3 protein-coding genes (1 of these 3 cut by a window edge) are annotated in these 24,781 nt (G+C 71.9%); all 3 read left to right on the forward strand.

Annotated elements, in window-relative coordinates:
* Tightly spaced (each overlapping or abutting the next), the 3 genes in view from GEV28_RS00115 to GEV28_RS00125 form a layout consistent with a single transcriptional unit that may run on beyond the window.
* A complete protein-coding gene (locus tag GEV28_RS00115) occupies positions 1–5,367 on the forward strand; it encodes an SDR family NAD(P)-dependent oxidoreductase (RefSeq protein WP_291407221.1) in 5,367 nt (1,788 codons plus the stop codon).
* Entirely contained in the window at positions 5,364–18,776 is a 13,413-nt protein-coding gene (locus GEV28_RS00120; protein ID WP_291407346.1) for an SDR family NAD(P)-dependent oxidoreductase, read from the forward strand. The genes GEV28_RS00115 and GEV28_RS00120 overlap by 4 nt, the downstream gene beginning before the upstream one ends.
* On the forward strand, positions 18,769–24,781 hold the 5' end (the start) of the coding sequence (locus GEV28_RS00125; protein ID WP_291407223.1) for an SDR family NAD(P)-dependent oxidoreductase. Its footprint extends 6,995 nt past the window's final position; the window shows 6,013 of its 13,008 coding nt (coding positions 1–6,013); the start codon lies at positions 18,769–18,771; its stop codon lies off the right edge, out of view. The genes GEV28_RS00120 and GEV28_RS00125 overlap by 8 nt, the downstream gene beginning before the upstream one ends.

Raw genomic sequence — 24,781 nt, forward strand, 5'->3', positions numbered from 1 at the left:
ATGGCACGTGGTGAAACAGATGTCCTCAAGGACGGTGTCGCGGTCGTCGGCATCGGCTGCCGTTTCCCCGGCGCGCGTGACCACCGTGCGTACACCGCGAATCTGGATGCCGGGTTCTGCTCGATCAGGGAGATCCCGCCCGAGCGCTGGAGCGTCGAGCGTTACTACTCGCCCGATCTGGCCGTCCCCGGCACCTCGGTCAGCAAATGGTGCGGGCTGGTCGACCGGCCGTACGCCTTCGACAACGGCTTCTTCCGGCTGTCTCCGCGAGATGCCGCGCTGATGGACCCGCAGCAGCGCGTGCTGCTGGAGGAGACGTGGCACTGCATCGAGGACGCCGGTACCCGGCCGGATGAACTGCGGGGCAGCCGTACCGCGGTCTACATCGGCGTGACCGGCCGGGACCACCTGCAGGAGGCCGCCAAGGACGGCATGCCCGTCGAAAGCCATTCCGCGCTGGGCGGATTCGACTGCCTGCAGGCCAACCGGCTCTCCCACCACTTCGGCCTGCGCGGCGCCAGCGTCTCGATCGACGCGGCCTGCGCCTCGTCCCTGGTGGCCGTCCACATGGGTGTTCAGGCCCTGGTGTCGGGGGAGGCCGACTATGTGCTCGCCGGCAGCGCCAACCTCGACCTGACCCCGTGGCGGTACATCACCTACTCCAAGTCGCGCATGCTCAGCCCCACCGGCCGGTGCCGGACCTTCTCCGACGACGCCGACGGTTTCGTGTCCGGTGAGGGGGCCGCGGTCGTGCTGCTCCGCCGGCTGGCCGATGCCGTCCGGGACGGAAACACCATCTACGGCGTGCTCACCGGCAGCGCGGTCAATCACGGTGGACAGCGCACCACGATCACGGCGCCGAACGTGCGGGCGCAACACGAGGTGATCTCGGCGGCGTTGGATCGCGCCGGCTGGGACCCACGTTCGGTCACCTACGTCGAAGCCCACGGCACCGGGACCGCGCTGGGCGACCCGATCGAGGTCGAGGCGCTGCGGCAGGTCTACTCGGCGGCGTCCGACGACCTGGGCTGGTGCCTGCTCGGATCGGTCAAACCCAACATCGGTCATCTCGAGGCCACGTCGGGGATGGCCGGACTGATCAAGGTGCTGGGGATGCTGCGTACCCGGCGGGTCTCCCCGAACATCAACATCCGCCGGCTGAATCCACTCATCCCGTTCGACACCAGCCCGTTCACCGTTCCGCGCGAACTCGTCCCGTGGCAGGCCTCTCGCGACGGTGCGCCACGGCGGGCCGGTATCAGCGCGTTCGGAATGGGCGGAGTGAACGCACACCTGCTGGTGCAGGAGTACCAGGAGACGTCGCGAACGGAGCGGAGCGGGGCACGCCGGGTCCGGAACAGGCGGTGGCCGTTCGTGCTCTCCGCGCACAGCGGCGCCGCGCTCGAGCGTCTGCTGGTCACCTGGCGTGCCCTGCTCGCCGACGGTGTGGGCGCGGCCTCGGTGCCGGACATCTGCCGCACGGTGACCCTCGGCCGGGAACACCTCCGGTTCCGGATCGGCGGCGTCGTCGGCGACCTTGCCGACATCGCCTCGGTGGTGGCGGCCGGCGCACCGGAGTCCGCTGCGCCGGAACGTGCCTGGCAGATCCACGTCGGGCCGCTGGCGCTTCCCGAGCCACGGCGGCGGCGCGAACTGCTCGCCAAACCGCTGTACGCCGCCGCGATCGCCGAACTCCGGCGCCGATCGCCGGAGCTGGCCAACGCGGTGCGGGAACTGCGTGGGGGTGACGGTCCGCGAGCGGAGTTCCTGTTCGGATACCTGACACTGCGCGCACTGCTGGACGCGGGAGTCGCGCCGGAGTCGGTGACCGCCCGTGGCGCCGGCATCTGGCCGGCCCTCGCCGCGATCGGCGTCCTGGAGGTGGCCGATGCGGCGGCGCTGGCCACCGGCGCGGTAGCCGAAGGACCGGCGCACGCGCCACGCGTACCGTTCGTCGTTCCCACGACCGGCCGGGTGCTCCACCCTGCCCGGTTCGATCTCGACTACCTGGCCACGCTGCGTGCGGAGTCCGTGGTCGAGGAGGGGGACGCGAGCGAGGTCTACGCGGAGGCCGCCGGACTGGCCGACGTACAGCACAGCTTCCGCGGCCTGCTGGCGGAATGGGTTCCGTTGCTGGCCGCACACGACATCTCGCTGCCGACCGACGCCGCGGGCTGGCACGGGCTCACCGTTCGGGACGACGACACCGGGCCGGCGCGGTCGCTGCGCGTGGTGGCCGTCCAGAACGCGCTGGACCGGCTGCATGCCAAGTGGAGCCTGTCCCGGGACCGGCTGGCCGCCGCGGCGAACCAGACCGAACTGCTCGACCTGCTCGTTCACGGGGTCCTGACCCCGCGGGAGGCGGTCGACGCGGTGCTGGGTGACGAGGCGAAGCGGCGCGCGGTCGCGGAGGCCGGACAGCGGCGGATCGGACGGCTGCCGGCAGCCGCGGAGGTTCCGCTGCTGCGCGCGCACGCCGACACCGGCGTGGCTGTCGCCGAGATCCGCTCGTGGGTGGACGCGGATGGTGTTCCCGACCCGCCGGCCGGCGCCGCCGTCCTGGCGATCGGCGACGCGGCGGAGAACCGGGCCGACGTGCGGGTCGACGGGCCGGCCGCGTGCGCCGACGGGCTGGCCGCGCCGCTGGTCGAGCTGTGGCTGCGCGGTGTCGACGTCGACTGGGAGGCCGCCGGAGCGGCCGGGTTCGGCCGGCTGGTGCCGCTGCCGACGACGGAGTTCGACCGGGTCGAGCACCGCGTGCGCCCCGCGCGGCCTGCCGGGACGGAGCCCGAGCCGCCGGCCGCCGGTGCCGGACTGCGCGAACTGGTCGCGCGCGAGGAGCCGGTGGCCGCTGCGGTGACGGGGCAGTTCGAGGGCTCGGTACTGCTGGTCCTGCCCGACCGGTTCGACGAGCGGGTACCCGTCGGCGCGGCGCTGTCGGACGCGACCGTGCACCTGGTCCGGTTCGGTGATCGGTTCCACCGGGGCGGACTGGACCGATGGACGGTGCGTGCCGGCGAGGCCGGCGACTGGCGTCGACTGTTCACCGAACTGGAGTCCAGCGGTGGCCTCCCGCGCCGGATCGTCCACCTGCTGTCCGCGGACGAGCGGCGGCCGGCGGAGTGCGTCTACTCCGCCTTCGCGCTGGTGCGGGCCGTCCTGGAGACGGACCCGGACGATCAGGTCGAGATCGTCTGTGTGCAGACCGCCGACGGGGACGCGATCCCGCCGGAGTCGGCCGCGGTCGGCGGTCTCGCGCGCAGCTTGCGCCGCGAGACGTCCCGGGTCCAGCTCCGTGCGGTGGTCACCGACACCACTGCCGACCGGGACGCCACCTGGCGGCGCGTGGCCGGCGAGTTCGGGACGACCGTGACGGACCCGTCGATCCGCTACGCCGGCTCGGCGCGCTATGAGCGCCGCCACGAGCTGGCGGAACTCGTCGCCGGCACCGAGGCGCCGGCTGTTCGGCCGGGTGCCGTGTACGTGATCACCGGCGGAGCCGGCGGACTCGGCCGCCACCTTGCCCGGCACCTGCTGCAGTCCGCGGGCGGTGTCCGGGTGGTGCTGGCCGGCCGGTCAGAGAGCGCGCCTGAGCTGCCGGCAGGCGTGGCGTACCTCAGTGCCGACGTGACCGACGCCGCAGCGGTCGGCGAGCTGATGGCGGAGGTCCGCACGCGGCACGGCCGGATCGACGGCGTGATCCATGCCGCCGGTGTGCTCCGGGACGGGCTCGTCGCGAGGAAGACCGCGCGGGATGTCCGCGACGTGCTGGAACCGAAGATCCTCGGTGCGCTCAACCTGGACCGCGCCACGCGGGACGACCCGCTCGACTTCTTCGTGGTGTTCTCCTCCCTGGTCGCCCTGACCGGCAATCCGGGGCAGGCCGACTACGGCGCGGCCAACGCCTACCTCGACGCCTGGGTGCACACGCGCGAACGTCGCAGGACACGGGGTCTGTGTGCCGGACGGACGATCTCGATCGGCTGGCCGCTGTGGGCAGCGGGCGGCATGGCGCCGGCCGACCGCACCGGCACGGTGTTCCGGGCCGACCGTGGCGTACTCGACCTGCCTGCCGACCTGGGGATGGCCGCGTTCGACCGGATTCTGGCCGGTCCGGCCGGATACCGTGGCTTCTACCACGGGACCGACAAGGCGGCGGCCTGGCTGCTCGACGTCCCGTCCTCCGGGCCGGAACCGGTGATGAGCACGGTCGCCGGTTGGACACCGACCGAGAGCTCCGCCAGGGAGCTGGCGACCGACTACCTGATTGGCGTGTTCGCTGATCTTCTCGGCGCCGCACCGGCGGACATCGACCCGGCCGCCGGTTTCGACGAGTACGGGATCGACTCGATCCGGGTCAGCCAGTTCAGCGCCCGGATCGAGCGGGACCTCGGACCGGTCTCGCAGACCCTGCTGTTCGAGTGCCGATCGCTGGCGCAGGTCGCCGACCGGGTGGCCGCGACTCGCGCCGGGGAACTGGCCACCTGGTCGGCCCGATCGGACCGGCCCGCCGCGCCCGACCAGCGCAGGGCGACGGTGGTGACCGAGCCGATCGCACCGCGGGAAACCGGCTCCGATGGTCCCGAACCCGCTGCGGTCATCGGGATGGCCGGCCGGTATCCGCAGGCGCGGGATCTCCGTGAGTTCTGGGAAGTCCTCGTGACCGGCCGAGACTGCGTGACCGACCTGCCCGAAGAGCGCCGGCTCATGTGGGACCGGTCGGACCTGCCGAACGAGGACCTGTACTGCACCTCCGGCGGGTTTCTCGACGACGTGGACCGCTTCGATCCGCTGTTCTTCAGTCTCGCGCCGAGTGATACCGAGCTGATGGACCCGCAGGAGCGGATCTTCCTGGAGACGGCGTGGCTGGCGTTGGAGGACGCCGGATATCCACCGCACCGGCTCGGCGACCGGGATGATCCCGGTGCGCGCCGGGTCGGTGTCTACGCCGGGGTCACCACGCAGACCTACCTACTGTGGGGACCGGACCAGTGGCGGACCGGCAACCCGGTGATTCCCACCTCGACACCGTGGTCGCTCGCGAACCGCGTCTCCTACTGCCTCGATCTGCGCGGTCCGAGCATGCCGATCGACACCGCGTGCGCCTCGTCGCTGACCGGGATCCACCTGGCCTGCCAGAGCCTCGCTCGCCACGAATGCGAACTCGCACTGGTCGGCGGGGTCAATCTCTACCTGCACCCGAGCAAGTACCACTACCTCTGCCAGATGCGGATGCTGTCCCGCACCGGCCGCTGCCACACCTTCGGTGCCGACGCGACGGCTTCGTACCCGGCGAGGGTGCGGGGGCACTGGTGCTCAAGCCGTTGCGCGCGGCCGTGGCGGACGGCGACCGGATTCTCGGCGTGATCAGCGGGACCGCGGTCAATCACGGTGGACGGACCAGCGGTTTCACGGTCCCCAACCCGAGGGCTCAGACCGAACTCGTGCGCACGGCCATGGCGGAGGCCGGTGTCGCGCCGGACACGATCGGCTACTTGGAGGCACACGGCACTGGCACCGCACTCGGCGACCCGCTGGAGATCGCGGGACTGTCGATGGCGTTCGACAGTGTTCCGCCGTCGTCCGGCGGCGCGGCGGACGGCTGTGCGCTCGGTTCGGTCAAGACCAACATCGGCCACCTCGAAAGCGCTGCCGGCATCGCCGGACTGACCAAGGTGCTCCTGCAACTGCGGCACGGCCGGCTCGTCCCGACGCTGCATGCCGAACACGAGAATCCGCGGTTCGACCTCGCCAGGACCCCGTTCCGGCTGAACCGTGAGCCGGCACCGTGGCCGAGGAAGACCGACGAGGCCGGCGCGCCGATACCCCGGCGTGCCGGAGTCAGCGCCTTCGGCGCCGGCGGCGCCGGCGCGCACGTGCTCGTCGAGGAGTACGAAGGCCCGCAGGCGCAGCGGGGAGCCGAGGACGGCGAACACCTGATCGTGGTGTCCGCAATGGACAGTGAGCGGCTGCGGGAGTACTGCAGACGCCTCGCGGCGGAGCTGAACCGCCGGCACACCGAACTGCGGGTGTCCGAGATCGCCTACCAACTCCAGGTGCGGCGCGAGCCGATGCCCGAGCGGATCGCGCTGCTCGCCGACGATCCGCTCGACCTCGCCGAACGGCTGGCCGCGGTCGCCACGGGCCGGGAGCTCTCCGGCCGGTACTGGACGATCGAGCGGAATCCCGAGGCCCGGCGCGCCGTGACGCGAACAGTTCCGGAGGCATTGGCCCGGCGCGATCTGGCCGCGCTGGCCGCCGGCTGGGTCGCCGGTGCCGAGGTGGACTGGATGTCGTTGTACCCGGCGCCGCTGCGGCACGTCGAACTCCCCGGATATCCCTTCGCGGACGAGCGCTACTGGCTGCCGGTGCCGACGGACGCGACGACCGCGCCGGACGCCGGGACGCGGTCGACCGCCGGCCATCCGCTGGTCGGCGGGATCGAAGCCGACGGCTTGGGCACGTTCGTCGACTTCACCGCGCGGGAGTACTTCCTCGATCACCATCGGGTCGGCGCAACCCCGATCTTCCCCGCCACCGGATACCTGGAGATGGTGCACGAGGCCGCGCGGCAACTCGGCAGGCCGATCGTGCGGCTGCGCAACAACGTCTGGTCGACGCCGCTCACCGTGACCTCCCGGATGCGTGTCCACCTGCGCATGGAACCGAGTCCTTCGGGGTGGAACTGGGAGCTGTCCAGCCTGGCCGATGACGGCACGCGCCGGGTGCACGGCCAGGGCAGAGCCGACGGTCAGGGCGGGGCCGACACCGCCGCGCCGGCCGACGCGGACGAACACGTCGACATCGAGGCGGTCCGCGGCCGCTGTGCGAACCGGGTCGACGGAGTGGACATCTACCCCGAGATCCGGCGGCTCGGGTTGAACCTCGGTCCCGCCTACCAGGGAATCCAGGAGCTGTGGTGGAACCGGGACGAGGCGCTGTGGCGCATCCGGCTGCCGGACGCGGCGACCGAGGCGGCCGAGCGGTACACGTTGCACCCGTGTCTGCTGGACTCCGCGCTGCAGGGTTCGCTGTGGCTGATCCAGCAGCGTGAGCAGCGGGATCGGCTGCACCTGCCGTTTACCATGGGCCGGGTCGAGACCCCGGCAGGGACCGCACGGGCCCGGTACGCGCATCTGTCGATCGAGTCCTGGGCCGAGGACGGCAAGAAGCTGCGGATTCGGATCTGCGACGAGCACGGCCGGGTCCTGGTGACCGTGGCCGATTGCTGGCTGCGTCCCAGCGCGGTCGCCGGCCGGAGCGGTCCGGACGTTCCCGGCGCGTTCTTCCGTCCGGTGTGGACTCCTCGGGACACCGGGCGCCGGCCGGACCGCAAGTCCGGCGGCACGGCACTCGTCTTCGCGCCCTCGGCCGAGGCGGGACGCGCGATGTCCCCGGTGGTGTCCGAAGTGGTCGGAGCGCGTCGCTGTGTGGTGGTCGTGCCGGGAACCTCGTTCGAGGCGGGCCGGCCGGACGGCCCGGACTTCCGGCTGCGTCCGCTGGAGCGCGCGGACTTCCTGTCGCTGGTGGCGGCACTGGCCGCCGAAGACGAGTCGGATCGCTCCGGCTGGCACGTGCTGTTCGCGTGGCCGAGCACGGTCGATGCCGACGATGAGCCGGGTCTGCTGGCGCGGCTGGACGACGGCTTCTGGCCCCTGACGCACCTGGTGCACGCCTTCCTGCGGGCCGGGGATCGCCGGCCGATGCGGCTGCTCTGCGCCGTTCCCGGTACCGATGACGACCAGCCCTGCTACGCGGCGCTGGCCGGCTACCTGCGGACGGTGCGGCGGGAGAGCCCACGTTTCACCTACCGTCTGGTTCAGGCACCGGCGAGCGGCCTGGCCGCGCTCGGACACGAGCAGGACGGAGCGCTCGCGCGATCGCTGGCCGGGGAACTGGCCGACGAGTCGTGGCGGGACACCGAGATCCGGCTCGGCGGTGCCGGCCGGCTGGCCAGGACCTGGACGGCGCACTCGCCGAGCGGTCGGCGGGCGCGCCTGCGCCGAGGCGGTGTGTACCTGGTCACCGGTGGCGCCGGCGGGATCGGTGCGATCGTGGCGCGCTGGCTGGCGGCCGGGTACGGCGCCCGCCTGGTCTTGGCCGGCCGTTCCGCTCCCGATCAGCGGATCGAACGTCTGCTGGCCGCGATCGCGGAAGACGGTGGCGAAGCCGAGTACGCGCGCGCCGACGTGTCCACTCCGGACGGAGCGCAGGCGGCTGTCTCGGCGGCCAAACGCGCCTTCGGCCGGCTGGACGGGGTCTTCCACGGCGCGGGTGTGCTGCGGGACGAACTCGTCGTCAACCAGGACCCGCGCCGGATGCGGGAAGTGCTGGCACCGAAGCTGTTCGGAGCGCTGCACCTGGACGCGGCCACCCGGGACGAGCCGCTGGAACTGTTCACGCTGTTCTCCTCGATCGCGGCACCGTTGGGCAGCGCAGGGCAGGCGGCCTACGGCTTCGCCAACGGCTTCCTGGACGCCTTTGCCGCGCAGCGCGACCGGCGATGCCGGGCGGGAACCAGACAGGGCCACACCACTTCGGTGAACTGGCCGTTGTGGGGTTCGGGTGGCATGACCGTCGACAGCGAGGCCCAGCACTGGCTCAGGTCCCAGCTGGGGCTGACACCGCTGCCGACCGACGCGGCGCTCGCCGCACTGGACGCCGTGCTCGCCGGTCCCACCGGCCAGATCCTGTTCGTCGGCGGTGACGGCCGCCAGGTGGCCGCACAGCTGATGGAGGAGGCGCCGGCATCGGTCGCGGCGCGGCCGGCTCCCGGTGACGTGCCGAGTGCCGGCGACACCGGAATCGCCACCGCGGTGCGCGCCGTCCTCATCGAGCAGGTCGCGTCGACGGTGAAGCTGGACCCGGCGCGGGTCGACCCCGGAACCCGACTCGGCAACTACGGTTTCGACTCCCTGGCGCTCAGCAGGCTGGCCAACCAGCTCAACGACGCACTCGGTGTCGACCTCACTCCGGCGACGTTCTTCGAGTACACCACCGTGGCCGAACTGGTCGATCACCTCATGGAGGTGTACCCGGACGAACTCGCGACCGCGCTGGCACCGGCAGAGCCGGTCCCGGCAGAGCCGGTACGCGCGACCGACCGGACCGAGCCTGTGCCGGCCCGCCGGTCGGCCGAGGCCATGTCCGGGCCGGAGCCGATCGCGATCGTCGGGATGCACGCGGAGTTTCCCGGCAGCGCCGACCTCGACGAGTTCTGGCGGCATGTGGACAACGGCGACGACCTGATCACCGAGATCCCGGCCGATCGCTGGGACTGGCGCGATTTCTACGATCCGACCGGCGAAGCCGAGAACACCACGGTGAGCAGGTGGGGTGGCTTCCTCTCCTCGGTCGACGCCTTCGACGCCGGCTTCTTCGGCATCTCGCCGCGCGAGGCACGGCTCATGGACCCGCAGCAGCGGCTGTTCCTGCAGACCGCCTACCGCGCGATCGAGGAGTCGGGACATCGGCCGTCGGACCTGTCCAGCGGACGGACCGGGGTGTTCGTCGGCGTGGGTTCGCACGACTACTTCGACCTGCTCCGCGGTTCCGGCGCCACCATCGACGCCTACACCACCACCGGCCTGTTCCACGCGATCCTGGCCAACCGGGTGTCCTATCTGCTCGACCTCAAGGGCCCGAGCATCCCGATCGACACCGCCTGCTCCAGTTCTCTGGTCGCGCTCCGAACGGCGGTCGAGTCGCTGCGCTCGGGCAGTTGTGACGCGGCACTGGTCGGCGGCGTGAACCTGATCCTGGCGCCGATGGTCTACGTCTCGTTCTCCCGGGCCGGAATGCTCAGCCCGGACGGACGGTGCAAGACCTTCGACGCCGGAGCGAACGGCTACGTGCGTGGCGAAGGAGTCGCCGCGCTCCTGCTCAAACCGCTGTCCGCGGCCGAGCGCGACGGCGACCACGTGCACGCGGTCATCCGGGGGAGCGCGGTCAACCACGGCGGTCGGGTCAACACGCTGACCACCCCCAATCCGAACGCGCAGGCCGAGCTGATCGTCGACGCGTTCACCGATGCGGGGGTCGATCCCGCGACGGTCGGATACGTCGAGATGCACGGAACCGGCACGGCGCTCGGCGACCCGATCGAGATCAACGGCCTGAAGAAGGCGTTCCACGAGCTACGCGACCGTGCCGGCCTGCCGCGCATCGGCGAGGCCAGCACCGCCATCGGTTCGGTCAAGCCGGTCATCGGCCACCTCGAACCGGCCGCCGGCATGGCCGGAATCGTCAAGGTCGTGCTGGCCATGAAACACGGCAGGCTGCCGGGAAGCCCGCACATCAGGGAACCCAATCCGCATATCCAGATCAGTGGAAGTCCGCTGCGGATACCGGCGGTCACCGAGCCCTGGCCGCGGCCGACCGGTTCGGACGGCCGGCCGGCACCACGGCGGGCCGGAGTGAGCTCCTTCGGCTTCGGCGGCGCGAACGGCCACGTCCTGCTGGAGGAGTACCTGCCGGGTTCCGAGAACGACACCGAAGACACCGACGACACCGGTCTCGGCGGCGACCGCGTGTTCGTGCTGTCGGCGCAGACCGAGGAACGGCTCAGGCACTACGCGGGTGCACTGGCCGAGGCGGTGCGCGCGCCATCCGGCGGGTCGCGCCGCAGCGGCTCGTCGGTCGCGATCGGCGACGACCTCGTCGCTCTGGTGGCCGACATCCTGGGGGTCCGTCCGCCGGATGTGCCGGCCGACGAACCGCTCGGCGATCTGGGCCTCGGCCCGGTCGCGCTCGGCGAACTGCGCGACTGGCTGCGGGAACGGGGACTGCCCGCCGGAACCGGCCAGGCGATGGCCGAGCACTCGCTGGCGGCGCTCGTGGCCGGTCTGCCCTCCGCGCCGGATGGTGGAGACCCGGCATACCTGCGCGATCTGGCCTACACCCTCCAGCTCGGCCGGGAGCCGATGGACCATCGGCTGGCGGTGGTCTGCGACAGCGCCGCCGTGTTGGCCGACCGGCTCGCCGTGTTCGCGATGGGGCAGACCGATCCGGGGCTCCGGTACGGAGTGCGGCGAGCACCTGCCGACCCGGCGGTGGTGATCCCGGACGACGATGCCCGGTCGCTGGCTCGCGGGTGGGTCGACGGTGCGGCGGTCGACTGGAGCCGGCTGTACCACGGACAGCGACCGCGCCGGTTGTCGCTGCCGAGCTATCCGTTCGCGCGGACCCGGTACTGGCTCCCGGCGGCGGAGGACGCCGCGCAGCGGCCTGCCGCTCCCGAGCCGCGACCCGTGAACAGCTGGTCGATGGGGGTTCGGCTGGCGGCGGACGACCGGCTGGTTGCCGAGCACAGGGTGCATGGTGAGCCGGTTCTGCCGGGAGTGGCGCATCTCGGACTGGCGCACGCCGCGTTGCGTCGGCAGCGAGCCGGCGCCTTCCGGCTCGTCGATGTCCTGTGGCTGCGGCCGCTGAGCCTCGGCGACGACGGTGTGGACGTCGAGGTGCGACTGCGGCAGTCGGCTGACCGGGTGGACTACGAGGTGCACGTCTTGGCGGGGGCGGACTCGGTCCTGTGTTCCCAGGGACGGTGGGAGCGGATCGACCCGGATCCCGGCTGGCCGGCCGTGGTCGATATTGCCGCCGTCGCGCGGCGGTGCGGTCGCGAGCTGGACGGTGCCGACATCTACCGCCGCTTCCGGGGGATCGACCTGGACTACGGACCCCTGTTCCAGGGACTGCGGACGGTCCGGGTCGGCGAGGACGAACTGCTGGCGAGCTTCACGGCGGACGGCGCCGCCGCCGTCGCGGGGGACGAGGCGTTCCGTCCCGCGATCCTGGACGTGGCTCTCCAGTCGATAAGCGCGTTCGGGTTCGCGGCCGCCGGCTCGGACGGTGCCACCCGCCTGCCGTTCGCGCTGGACACCGCACGGATCACCGCCGCGCTGCCGTCGACCGGCCACATCCACACGCGTGCCGTCGGCGACGGCCGATACGACATCACCGTCCTGGACACCGACGGGAACAGCCGCGCGGAACTGACCGGTGTGGTCGTGCGAGCGGATCGTTCCGAGCCCGCCGAGCCGGTGCTGGACCGGTATGTCTTCGAGCCGCACTGGGTCGAGACACCGGTGGCCGCGCCGGTTCCGCAGCGGCTGGCCGACGGGCCGACGCTGATCGTCCATCCCGCGGAGTGCGGGGATCTCGTCCAGCAGCTGCTCGCGGGGGGGACCGACGGCCAGGTCTGGCTGGCCCGACTGGGTTCGTCGACCCATGCGCTGTCCGACCGGGTGTGGGAGCTGCACCCGGACGACGCCGCAGGCCTGCGCACGCTCGTGGAGCGGGTGGCCGACCTGCGCCACGTGTGGTTCCTCGACGGCGTGCGCGCCGGCGCCGATGACGGGGCCGAGGTCGCTCCGCATCCGGCGCAGACCCTGTTCCGCCTCCTCACGGCGCTGTCCTCGGCCGGCCGGTTGTCCCGGCTCGGTTCGCTGCGGGTCGTCACCGAGGACGTGTCCGACGTGGCCGGTGGCCGGGTCGGGAACCCGGCAGCGGCCGGCCTGGTGGGGCTGTGCGCCTCGCTGGCCAAGGAGTACCCGAGCCTGGCGGTGAGCTGCGTGGACATCGCGCCGGTCCGGGAGGCGGGGCTGGTCCCCGCGCTGCTCGCCGAACCGGCGAGCAGCGACGGTGCGCAGGTCGCGCTGCGGGACGGACGGCGGTTCGTCCGGCGGCTCAGGCCGGTGGCGCTGCCGGCGGACCATCCTCCCGTGTACCGCCAGGGTGGCGTCTACCTGATCGTCGGTGGAGCCGGAGGTATCGGCGCGACCCTGGCCGAGCATCTGGCGAGGTCGGTCGCGGCCGGTGTGGTGCTCGTCGGCCGGCGTCCGGCCGACGCGGACACCGATCGGCTCGTTGCGCGCGTGGCCGAGCTGGGTGGCCGTGCGGTGTACCTGGCCGCCGACGTCACCGACCGCGGTGCGATGCGCGCCGCTCTGGACACGGCCAAGGCTCGGTTCGGTGCGGTCAACGGGGTGTTCCACGCGGCGATGGTGTTGCGGGACGGGATCCTCGAGCGCATGACCGCCGCGGACCTCGACGCGGTCTACCGGCCCAAGGCACACGGCAGCGCCGTCCTCGGGGACCTGCTGGCCGACGAGGAACTGGACTTCCTGCTCTACCTGTCGTCGGTGCAGTCCTTCACGGCTTCGGCCGGCCAGAGCAACTACGCCGCGGCCTCGACCGCGCAGGACGCCACCGCTCTTGCGGTCGGCTCGCGGGCTCGGTACCCGGTTCAGGTGATCAACTGGGGAGTGTGGGGGACGGTCGGCGCCGTCGCCGCGCCGCACTACCTGGACCAGTTGCGAGCCCGGGGTTTCCGGCCGATCGATCCTGCCGACGGGATGGCCGCCGTCGAACGGGTACTCGGCTCCGGCCTGCGACAGGTCGTCGCCTGCGCCGCCACCGACGAGGTGCTGCTCGGCATCGGTGTCCGTGCGGACGCCGCCGACGGTGCCGCCGCCGCGGGTGCCGACGCATCGGCGGGAGTGCCGGAACCCGTTGCGCGCCTTCATGATTCGGCGCTGCAGCGGATCGAGGAACGCGAGCTGGAGGACTTCCTCGCGCAGGAGGTGTGCGCGCTGTTCCTGCGGGCCGGCGTGCTTTCGCAGGACGGTCGCGACCTGGCCGACCTGGCATCGGCGCTGGATGCGTTGCCCCGGAACCATGGCCTGGTCCTCGCGTTGGCCCGGATCGCGGTCCGCAACGGATACGCGACACTGGGCGGCGGCCGGCTGCAGGCCACCGGTCGCGTCGCGGAGGTCGAACTGTCCGCGGTCCGGCAGCGGGCCGACCGGCTCCGGCGAACGTATCCGAACCTGGCTGCCCGCCTGAATCTCGCCTGCGCATGCCTGGACGCGCTGCCGGATGTCCTCGCCGGGGCAGCCGCACCGACCGAGGTGCTCTTTCCCGATGGGTCGATCGAGCTGGTCGCGGCGACCTACCGGGACGAACGGCTGGCCGACTACTGCAACCAGGTGCTCGCCGAGCAGGTAGCCGGACACCTCCGCGCGGCCGGCGCGGGCCGGCGCGCCCGGATTCTCGAGGTCGGTGCGGGTACCGGCGCCACGACCGACGCGGTGCTCGCCGCGCTGCGCGGCGGCGGCATCGAGGCCGACTACCACTTCACCGACGTGTCCGTGCGTTTCCTGCGCGAGGCGCGGGCTCGGTATGGCGGTGTCACCGGTGTCCGGATGGAGTTCCGGCCACTCGACCTCGACCGTCCGGTCGGTGAGCAGGGTTTCCCGGACACCTACGACGTGGTGATCGCGGCGAACGTGCTGCACGCGGTTGCCGGCCTGGACACCGTTCTGGACCGGATTCAACGCCTGCTGGCGCCCTCAGGCCGGTTGTCGCTCACCGAGGTCACCAGGGTGACCGCCTTCCACACGGTCACCTTCGGCCTGCTGGAGGGATGGTGGTCGCACGGGGACGAGCCGCGGCGCCTGGCGTCCTCGCCGCTGCTGGACGCGCACATGTGGCGTCGCCGGCTGGAATCGGCCGGCTTCGCCGACGTCGTGGTGTCCGGCGCGGCCGAGGAACCCGGCGAGCTGTTCCAGCGGGTGATCACCGCACGACCCACGCCAATGCCGGCATCGCCCACGCCGGTGCCGGCTCCGCCGTCGCCGGTCGCGGTGCCGCCGGCCACCGCGACGCAGGCCGCTGTGGAGTCGGCGGCTGCTGTGGATTCGCGTGCCGGTGCCGTGCGGCGGGTCGCCGAGGTGATCACCGAACTCGCCGCCGGAACCCTCGGCATGTCCGCCGAGGATCTGGACCTGGACCGGCCGCTGTCCTACTACGGCGTGGACTCCATAGTCGGTGTCGAGTTGATCAACAAAGTCAACCGGGAACTCGACGTACTGCTCAAGACGATCGCGATCTTCGACCATCCCACCGTGCACGAGCTGGCCGCGTTCGTGGTCGACCGCCACGGCGCCGATCGGTTCGCGCAGGCGAAGACCCGGGAGCCGGTGCCGGAGAAACCGGCGGCCCCGACCGCGGCGGTCCCGACCGTGACGGCCCCGGCCGCCGAGCCCGTCTCCGTCGCCGGTGGGTTCCGCGCGGTCCGGTTCGAGCGGCCCGGCAGCCCGATGGACCTGACCATCGTCCCGATCGAGCCGAGCGCACCTGGTCCGGGAGAAGTCGAGATCCTGGTCCGGGCCTTCCCGGTCAACTTCTCGGACTTCCTGGCCGCCAAGGGCCTGTACCCGATGATGCCGGACTTCCCGTTCACTCCCGGAGTGGAGGTGTCCGGTGTGGTGGGCCGGGTCGGTCCCGGTGTCGAGCGGGTACGGCCCGGCGCCGACGTCATCGCGCTGACCAGGCCGGAGATGGGTGGGCAGGCGTCGGTCGTGGTCACCGACGAGACGTTCGTCGTGGGCAAGCCGGCGAATATCACCTACGAGCAGGCATGCGGGATACCGGTGGCGTTCCTGGCCATGCGCATGGCCTTCGAACGGGCCGCGGTGCGGGCCGGGGAGCGGGTGCTGATCCGGGCGGCGACCGGGACCAACGGCCTGATGGCGGTCCAGCTCGCGAAGCTGGCCGGCGCCGAGGTCATCGCGAGCGCGGGTTCGGCGCGGAAGATCGAGTACCTGGCCTCCCTCGGTGTCCCGGACGCCATCGATCACTCGCGCGACGAGGTGGTCGAGCAGGTGCTGCGCCGGACCGGCGGTCGAGGGGTCGACGTCGTGATCAACACGGTCGGTGGCACGGCGATCCAGGACGGCATCGACCTGCTGGCGCCGGAAGGCCGCTACGTGGAGATCGCCGTGTTCGGCCTGCAGGCTTCCGACCACCTGGATCTGTCCCGGCTGGTGGACAACCAGAGCTTCCACAGTTTCAACGCCAAGAAGTACTTCCTGCAGCACCCGGACCGGCGCACCCGCTACCTGGACGAGATGGTGGCGCACCTGGAATCCGGGGAGATCACGCCGATCCTCGCGCGGGTGGTCGAGTTCGACCGGGTCACCGACGCGTACGCGCTCAAGTCCGACCGCGAGACCATCGGACGAGTGGTGGTGTCCATGCCGCCGGTCGACACCCCGGTGGCCGTCGAGCCAGTGGCCGTCGAGCCGGTGGCCGGCGCCGGTGCCGCGCACCGGAACAGGGACATCGCCGTCATCGGCATGTCCTGTCGGTTCGGTGGAGCCGAGGACCTCGACGCGCTGTGGGCCAGCCTGGCCGATGGTGTGTGCACAGCCGGGGACGTCCCGGCCTCCCGCTGGTCCGCCGAGCGCTACTACGATCCCGACCCGGCCCGGCTCGACACCACCTACTGCCGGCGCGGCGCGTTCCTGGCGGACATCGACGCCTTCGACGCTCCGTTCTTCGCCATCTCGGGCAAGGAGGCCGCGCAGACCGACCCCCAGCAGCGCCTGTTCCTCGAGGAATCATGGAAGGCGCTGGAGGACGCGGGTTACCCGGGCGGCGCGCTGGCCGGCCGGTCGTGCGGGGTCTTCGTCGGCGCCGGTCCGAGTGAGTACCTGACCCGGATGAACAAGGCCGAGGCGGTTCGGGAGGCCCAGTCGTTCTGGGGCAACGAGGCATCCGTGCTCGCCGCCCGGATCTCCTACTTCCTCAACCTCAAGGGTCCGTCCATCGCGGTGAACACCGCCTGCTCCTCGTCCCTGGTCGCGGTGCACCTTGCCGGTCAGAGCCTGCTGTCCGGCGAGTGCGAGACGGCCATCGCCGGCGGCGTGTTCCTGACCCTCGCCCCGGACTACTTCGTCGTCGCCAGCAATGGTGCGATGCTGTCCCCGGACGGCACCTGCAAGACGTTCGACGCCGACGCGGACGGCTTCGGACCCGGCGAGGGAGTCGCCGCGCTGGTGCTCAAGCCACTGGCGAATGCGGTGCGCGACGGTGACCACGTGCACGGCGTGATCCGGGGCTCCGCGATCAACCAGGACGGCCGGACCAACGGCATCACCGCGCCGAGCGGAACCTCCCAGACCGCCGTCGAACTGGCCGCCTACGAGCGTGCCGGCGTCGATCCGTCGACCATCGGCTACGTCGAGGCACACGGCACCGGCACACTGCTCGGCGATCCGATCGAGGTCGAGGCGCTGACCAACGCGTTCCGGAAGTACACCGACCGGAGCGGCTTCTGTGCGATCGGGTCGGTCAAGGCGAACATCGGCCACACCGCAGCGGCGGCCGGGATCGCCGGGATGATCAAGGTGCTGCTGGCCTTCCGGCACCGGGCGATTCCGCCGTCGGCCAACTTCCACCGGCCCAACCCGCTGATCGACTTCGCGGGCAGCCCGTTCTTCGTCAACACCGAGCTGCGGCCGTGGCACGGCACCGACGGTCATCCGCGGCGCGCCACCGTCAGCGGCTTCGGCTTCAGCGGCACCAACGCACACCTGGTGCTGGAGGAACCGCCTGCGGTTCGGCCGTCGGCGCCCGACGCCGGACCGGCGGTCGTCGTCCCGCTCTCCGCGCAGACGCCGAGTGCGCTGCGCGCGCGCGTGCGGTCATTGGCCGACTGGCTGGACCGGACGGATGCTGACGTGTCCGTCGCGGAGATCGCCCAGAACGCGCAGCTGTGCCGGCAGCACTTCGCGGAGCGGTCGGCCTTCGTCGTGCGTGATCGGGCGGAGTTGTCGGATCGGCTGCGCGCGACGCTGTCCGGTGCCGAACCGGTGACGGCCGCGGTCGCGCACGGCCCGGCCACCGAGGCGGCCGAGGCGTTCCTGTCCGGTGCCGATGTGGACTGGCCGGCGCTGTGGAACGGACGGGTCCACCGCAGGATCTCCCTGCCGACCTATCGGTTCGACCGTCACCGGTACTGGTACGACGAGCAGGACACCGCCTACGGCGCGGCCACCGGTCACGCGCCGGTGTTGCGGATGGTCGACGGCACCGAATCGACCGTCCTGGAGACCGAACTGGCCGGCACCGAGTTCTACCTCGCGCAGCACCGACTGCGGGACGAGCCGACACTGCCCGGAGTCCTGTACATCGACCTGGCGCTGCGGGCCGGTCGTCAGGCGGGGCGGCCGGCGGACGGTATCCGTGGTTTCCAGTGGCTGCGTCCGCTGGCGATGACGGACGAGCCGGTCCGGCTGACGACCTCGCTGCGGCCGCGCGGAGACGCGACCGAGTTCGAGATCCGTTCCGCGGAGGCCGTCCACGCACGCGGAACGCTCGTCGGACGCGACACGACCGATCTTCCGGTTCGGATGGACCTTGCGGCGCTGCGGCGCCGATGCACCAGGGACTTCCCGGTTTCCGAGCTGTACCGGGTGATGGCCGGGCTGGGACTGGTGCACGGGCCGGAGTTGCGCGGAGTGCGCACGGTCCACACCGGTGACCAGGAGGCACTGGCCAGGATGGAGCTGCCCGGCAGGCTGGCCGCCGCCGCGACCTATCGGGTCCATCCGACGCTGGCCGACGGGGCGCTGCAGCTGCTCGCGGCCGTCCCACAGGTGTGCGACGGGCTGACCAGTCCGCTGCTGCCGATGGCCGTCGACGAGATATTCCTGACCGATCCCTGGCCGGAATCGGTCTATGCCTGGGTTTCCGCCGCCGACGGCCGGTCCTCCACCGGCAGCCACACCGTCCAGGTCAGGCTCCTGGACGAGCGGGGACGAGTGCTGCTGGCCATGGAGCGGCTGTCGGTCCGGCGCCTGGACGGTGCGGCCACGCCGGCATCGGCTGAACCTCCGGAGGCGCGGATCGAGGACGTCCTGCAGCGGTTCCGGGACGGGGAGATGGACGAGTTGGAAGCCCTATCGGCACTGGAGGCATTCCGTGGTTGATCGACAGACGGATCGCAGGGTGCTGCTCGCCAAGATCCGGTCGGGTGAGATCGATGTGGCGGCGGCCGCACGACTGATCGGTGCGACCGCGGAGGCGCCGAGCGAGCCTCTGGTCCACTGGCTGTGCGAGCTGGTGGCGGCCGAGGCGCGCATCCCCGTACACACCATCCGGCCGGATCGGTCGCTGGACAACTACGGATTCGACTCGCTGATGGCGCTGAACCTGGTTCGCCGGATGGAGACCCGGTTCGGAGCGCTGCCGGCAACGCTGTTGTTCGAGCACCAGGACGTGCGTTCGCTGGCCGACTACCTGGCTCGGGAGCACCCGGACACCGTCGATCGGCTGGTGACCACATCGGACGGTGAGCGGCGGCCGTTCGTGGCCGACGAACCCGCGGCCACCGACGATCCGGCGACCGACGATCCGGCGCCGCCGTCCGCGGACGGGATCGCGATCGTCGGCATCAGCGGCCGCTTTCCACAGGCCGGGAACCTCGACGAGTTCTGGGAGAACCTGCGCGCCGGACGTGACAGCGTCACCGAGATTCCCGCGGATCGGTGGGATCACAGCGAGTACTTCGATCCCCGACCCGGTCGGCCGGGAAAGAGCTACAGCCGGTGGGGAGCGTTCCTGGACGGGATCGACGAGTTCGACGCCGCCTTCTTCCGGATCTCGCCGCGTGAGGCCGAGCGGATGGACCCGCAGGAACGGCTGTTCCTGCAGGAGGTCTGGCACGCACTGGAGGATGGCGGCATCACCACCGAAGACCTCGCCGGCAGGCCCGTCGGTGTCTACGTCGGACTGATGTACTCGCAGTACCAGTTGCTCCAGGCAGCGGAGGCGGCGCGCGGAAACCCGCTGTACCTGGGCTCCTCGTACGCCTCGATCGCCAACCGGGTCTCGCACTATTTCGACTTCCGCGGACCGAGTATGGCCGTGGACAGCATGTGCTCCTCGTCGCTGACCGCGATCCACCTGGCCTGTGAAGCGCTGGCGCGCGGGGAGATCACCACGGCCGTGGCGGGTGGGGTCAACCTGACCCTGCATCCGGCCAAGTACGTCGACCTCAGTCAGGGCCGGTATGCCGCCACCGACGGCCGCTGCCGCAGTTTCGGCGCGGGCGGCGACGGTTACGTACCCGGCGAAGGGGTGGCCGCGGTGGTGCTCAAGCCGTTGAGCAGGGCACTCGCCGACGGCGACCGCATCCACGCGGTGATCCGCGGCAGTGCCGTCGCGCACGGTGGCAGGACCAACGGCTTCTCCGTCCCCAACCCGACCGAACAGGCCGAGCTCATCGCGCGCGCCTGGCGCAGGGCCGGCGTGCGGCCCCGCGACATCGGCTACCTCGAGGCGCACGGCACCGGCACCGCGCTGGGTGATCCGATCGAGATCAGCGCGCTGGCCAAGGCACTCGGGCCGCGTCCCGACGGCACCCCACCGTGTCCGATCGGCTCGGTCAAGTCCAACATCGGCCATCTGGAGGGGGCCGCCGGCATCGCGGCGCTGGCCAAGGTCGTGCTCCAGCTCCGGCATCGCACCAGGGTGCCGTCACTGCACTGCGATCCGCCGAATCCGCACATCGACTTCGACGCGGCGGGTCTGACGGTGCAGCGCACAGTGCAACCCTGGGACAGCAACGGGGCTCGCCGCATCGCCGGCATCAGTTCGTTCGGTGCCGGTGGTGCCAACGCACACCTCGTCGTCGCGGAACCCCCCGTCGCGGAACCCCCCGTGGAGGCGGATGCCGAAGGCCCCAGCTTGATCGTGCTGTCGGCGGCGAGCAGCGATCGGCTCACCGCGCTGGCTACCGGCCTTGCCGACCACGCCGACCGCCACGGACATGCCGGAGGCCGCGACGCGGTCGGCTGGCTGGCCCGCGCGGCCGCCACGCTGCGGCACGGCCGCACCGCCCTGCCGCACCGCCTTGCGCTGGTCGCCACCGATGTCTCCGACCTCGTCGCGCGACTGCGCGACTTCGCCGCGCACGGCGGCGCCGCGGGCGTGTTCACCGGCCACGCCGGTGACGGCGAGCGCGGCGCGGACTTCGACCACGCGGATCTCACCGAGCTGGCCCGGCACTGGGTCGACGGTGCCGGGGACGATCTCGTGCGCACGCCGAGCCGTGCGCTGCAGAAGGTCGGCCTGCCCGGCTACCCGTTCGTGCGCGAACGGCACTGGCCATCGCTGCGCGACAGCGGGCCGCGCGGGGCGGCGCACCCGGCCGTTGCGGACCGGCCGGTGCTGTCCGAGGTCGCCGCGGGCCGGTACACCTGTGTGCTCGGCGCGGACTCGCCGCTCGTCCGTGATCACGTGGTCGACGGATGTCGGGTGCTCGCGGGCGCGGTGGTGATCGATCTGATCCTGGCCGCGGCCGAGGCGTCCGGCCGCGCCGGAACGCTGCGCCTGGCGGACCTCGTGCTGGAGAGCCCGATCGAGGTGCCTGCCGACGGCGATCACCGGCTCGAGATCGCGGCAGTGCCGGGCGCCGCCGAAGGCGACCTGGAGATCACGGTCGGCGCGGCCGATGGGGTACGTCACGCGCGCGCGACCGTGTCCGCGGGCAGTGGCGAGCTGGGGACCGTCGACCTCGCCGCGCTCGGCGCGGCGTGCGACACCGAACTCGACGTCGACTCCTGCTACCGGCGAATCGACCGGCAGGGGCTGCACTACGGTCCGGCGCTGCGTGTGCTGGCAGAGCTGCGCACGGGCGAAGGGCAGGCGCTGGCCAGGCTGCGGCTCGGCCAACCGTGGCCCGACGACCGGCACGTCTCACATCCCGCGCTGCTCGATGGCGCCTTCCAGACACTGGTCGCGTTCGAGAGCGGCGACGACGGTCCTGGCGGAGCCCGGATTCCGTTCGCGGTCGACCAGATACTGGTCGGCCCGCACCGGCTGACCGGTGACTGCTGGGTGCGGTCGCGGCCGCGATCCGCCGCGACGGACTCGCGGGGTCGGCCGGAGGTCGTCGATCTGGAACTCGCCGACGAGTCCGGCCGCATCGTCGCCAGGGTGGACGGGCTGGTCGTGCGTCCGTTCACGAGCGAGGGACCCGAACCGGTCCTCCTGCGCGCGACCTGGCGGGCGGCCCCGCTGCCGGCCGCCACGAGCACCGCTGCGGGAACGGTCCTGGTGTTCGACGAGGACGGTGCGCGGTCGATCGCCGACGCGCTGGCCGATCAGGTCCCGACCGGGACCAGGGTGGTGCGGGTACTGGCCGGACAGGGTTTCGACCGGCCTTCCGCGGACAGCTACGTGGTCGTCGCCGGTGAGGTCGCGCACTACCGTCGGCTGCTGGACGAGATCGCGGCGGACGGCGCGGATCTCGGATCACCGGCCGTGGTGCACGCGTGGGGCTCGACCGTCGACCCCGAGGTGGCCGTGACCGACCGGGGACTGGAAGCCGCGCTCCACTCGGTGACCGGCCTGACTGTCGCGCTGGCGGCCCGCGGCTCGGACACGCCGGTCCGTCTGGTGCGCCTCGGCTCGGCCGAGACCCCACTGCTCGGTGCGACGGCCGCGTTCGGCAGGACGGTCGCCGCCGAGCTGCCGTCCTTCGTGTACACGACCCTGGACTGGCCGTCGGCTGGCGGCGACGTGCGCCGGATCGCGGCCGAGCTGACCGCTCCGGCCACGGCCGGCGACGACGTGCGCTACGTCGGTCAGGACCGGCAGGTGCGCACGATGTCCGAGGTGTCCACACCGGACGGCACCGGCGACAGGGCGCGGTTGCGCCGGCGCGGCGTGTACCTGGTAACCGGCGCCTTCGGTGGGCTGGGCCGGGAACTGGCGAGGTATCTCGCGCGGGAGTACCAGGCCGATCTCGTGCTCGCCGGCCGGTCGGCGGCCGACGAATCGAGCGTGGCGTTCCTCCGGGAACTGGCGGCATCGGGAGCCAGGACCTGCCACGTCGTTGCGGACTGCGGCACCGGGGACGGCGCGCGGCGGATGGTCCGGCAGGCCCGCGAGTCCTTCGGCCGGCTGGACGGCGTGATCCACCTCGCCGGCGTCCTGCGGGACGGGTTGGTCGTGCGCAAGGACCGCGCGGACGTGGCGGCGGTGCTCGCCCCGAAGGTGTGGGGTGCGCACCATCTCGACCGGGCCACCAGGGACGAGGACCTGGACTTCTTCGCGTTGTTCTCCTCGGCCAGCTCAGTGGTCGGCGTTCCGGGGCAGGGTGACTACTCGTTCGCCAACGCGTTTCTGGACGGCTTCGCCGAGTGGCGTGAACGGCACCGGGCGGTCGGGGCGCGTTCCGGCGTCACGGTGTCGGTGGCATGGCCGCTGTGGAGCGGCGGCGGCATGGACGTCGACGAGCGGACCAAGGACCGGATCGAACGCGATCTCGGCTGGGTTCCGCTGCCGGTGGCCACGGGTCTGCGGCTGTTCGAGGCGATCCTGGGGGAGGGACACCCGAGGACGGCCGTCTTCCACGGACATCGGGACACGATCCTGCGGACGCTGACCGCGGCCAGTGCACCACCGGCGACCCGGCAGGCCGAGCGGGTGTCGCCGGACGGTTCTGCGGCGCGCCGCGCGCTACTGGCGCACGTGACCGGCCTGGTCGCCGCCGAGCTGAAGATGCCGCCGAACCGGATGGACGCGCACACGCCGTTCGAGCAGTACGGCCTCGAGTCGGTGATGGTCATGAACGTCACGCGCGACCTGGAGGAGATCTTCGGACCGCTGCCGCGGACCCTGTTCTTCGAGTACCGGTGTCTTGCCGACCTGAGCGGTCATCTGGCCGACGTCCATCCGCAGGCGGCCGCGGAACGGTTCGGCGGCCGCGAATCCGCGCCGGCCGCGGTCCCGGCGACACCGTTCGCGCCGGTGTCCGCGAACGGCTCGACCGCGCGGAACGGCTCGTTCGTGGTTGCGAACGGCTCGACCGCGCCGGTCGCCGCCGCCGCGGCTCAGCCGGTCTCGGACGATCCGATCGCCATTGTGGGCCTGAGCGGCCGTTACCCGATGGCCGAGACGCTGGAGGAGTTCTGGCACAACCTGCGCGACGGGCGCGACTGCATCACCGAGATACCGCGGTCGCGCTGGGACCACCGGCGCTACGACCGTCCGGTTCCCGGACGACCGGGGCGCGCGCAGGCGAGGTGGGGCGGCTTTCTCGACCACATCGACCGGTTCGATCCGTTGCTGTTCAACATATCGCCGCGCGAGGCCAGGCTGATGGACCCGCAGGAGCGGATGTTCCTGGAAGCCGCCTGGCACGTGCTGGAGGACGCCGGACATGCCCGGTCGGCCTCGGCCGGCCGGCGCATCGGCGTCTACGTCGGCGTCATGTACGCGCAGTACCAGCTGTACGGCGCGGACCCGGCGCGGCAGCAGCAGGGGTTCGTGCCGGGCTCGCTGTCGGCGTCGGTGGCCAACCGGGTGTCCTACACGCTCGGGCTCACCGGCCCCAGCATCGCGCTGGACACCATGTGCTCGTCCTCGCTGACCGCGTTGCACCTGGCGTGCGCCGGCCTGCGGCTCGGTGACTGTGACGCGGCGATCGTCGGCGGGGTCAACGCGATCGCGCATCCCAACCGCTACCTCCAGCTCGTCCAGGCTGGTTTCGCCTCGACCGACGGCCGGTGCCGCAGCTTCGGTGCCGGCGGCGACGGCTACGTCCCCGGCGAAGGGGTCGGCGCGCTCCTGCTCAAGCCGTTGAGCCGGGCCGAGGCCGACGGCGACCACATCTACGGCCTCATCCGGGCCACGGCGGTCAACCACGGGGGGCGCAGCAACGGCTACACCGTGCCGACACCGGTCGCGCAGCACCAGGTGATCGGCGACGCGCTGCGCCGGGGCGGTGTCGATCCCCGGCAGATCGGCTACGTCGAGGCGCACGGCACCGGTACAGCCCTCGGCGATCCGATCGAGATCGACGGGTTGAACCGGGCTTTCGCCGAGACCGCGCCACCCGGGTCGGCTGGTCTGCCGGCCTGCTCGATCGGCTCGGTCAAGTCGAACATCGGTCATCTGGAGTCGGCGGCGGGTATCGCCGGCATCA

This window comes from Actinophytocola sp., from assembly GCF_009379765.1.
Classification (GTDB): Bacteria; Actinomycetota; Actinomycetes; order Mycobacteriales; family Pseudonocardiaceae; genus Actinophytocola.

Excerpts from the sequence above, each read along its gene's own strand:
- GEV28_RS00115 (WP_291407221.1), top strand. The coding sequence starts at position 1 with ATGGCACGTGGTGAAACAGATGTCCTCAAGGACGGTGTCGCGGTCGTC.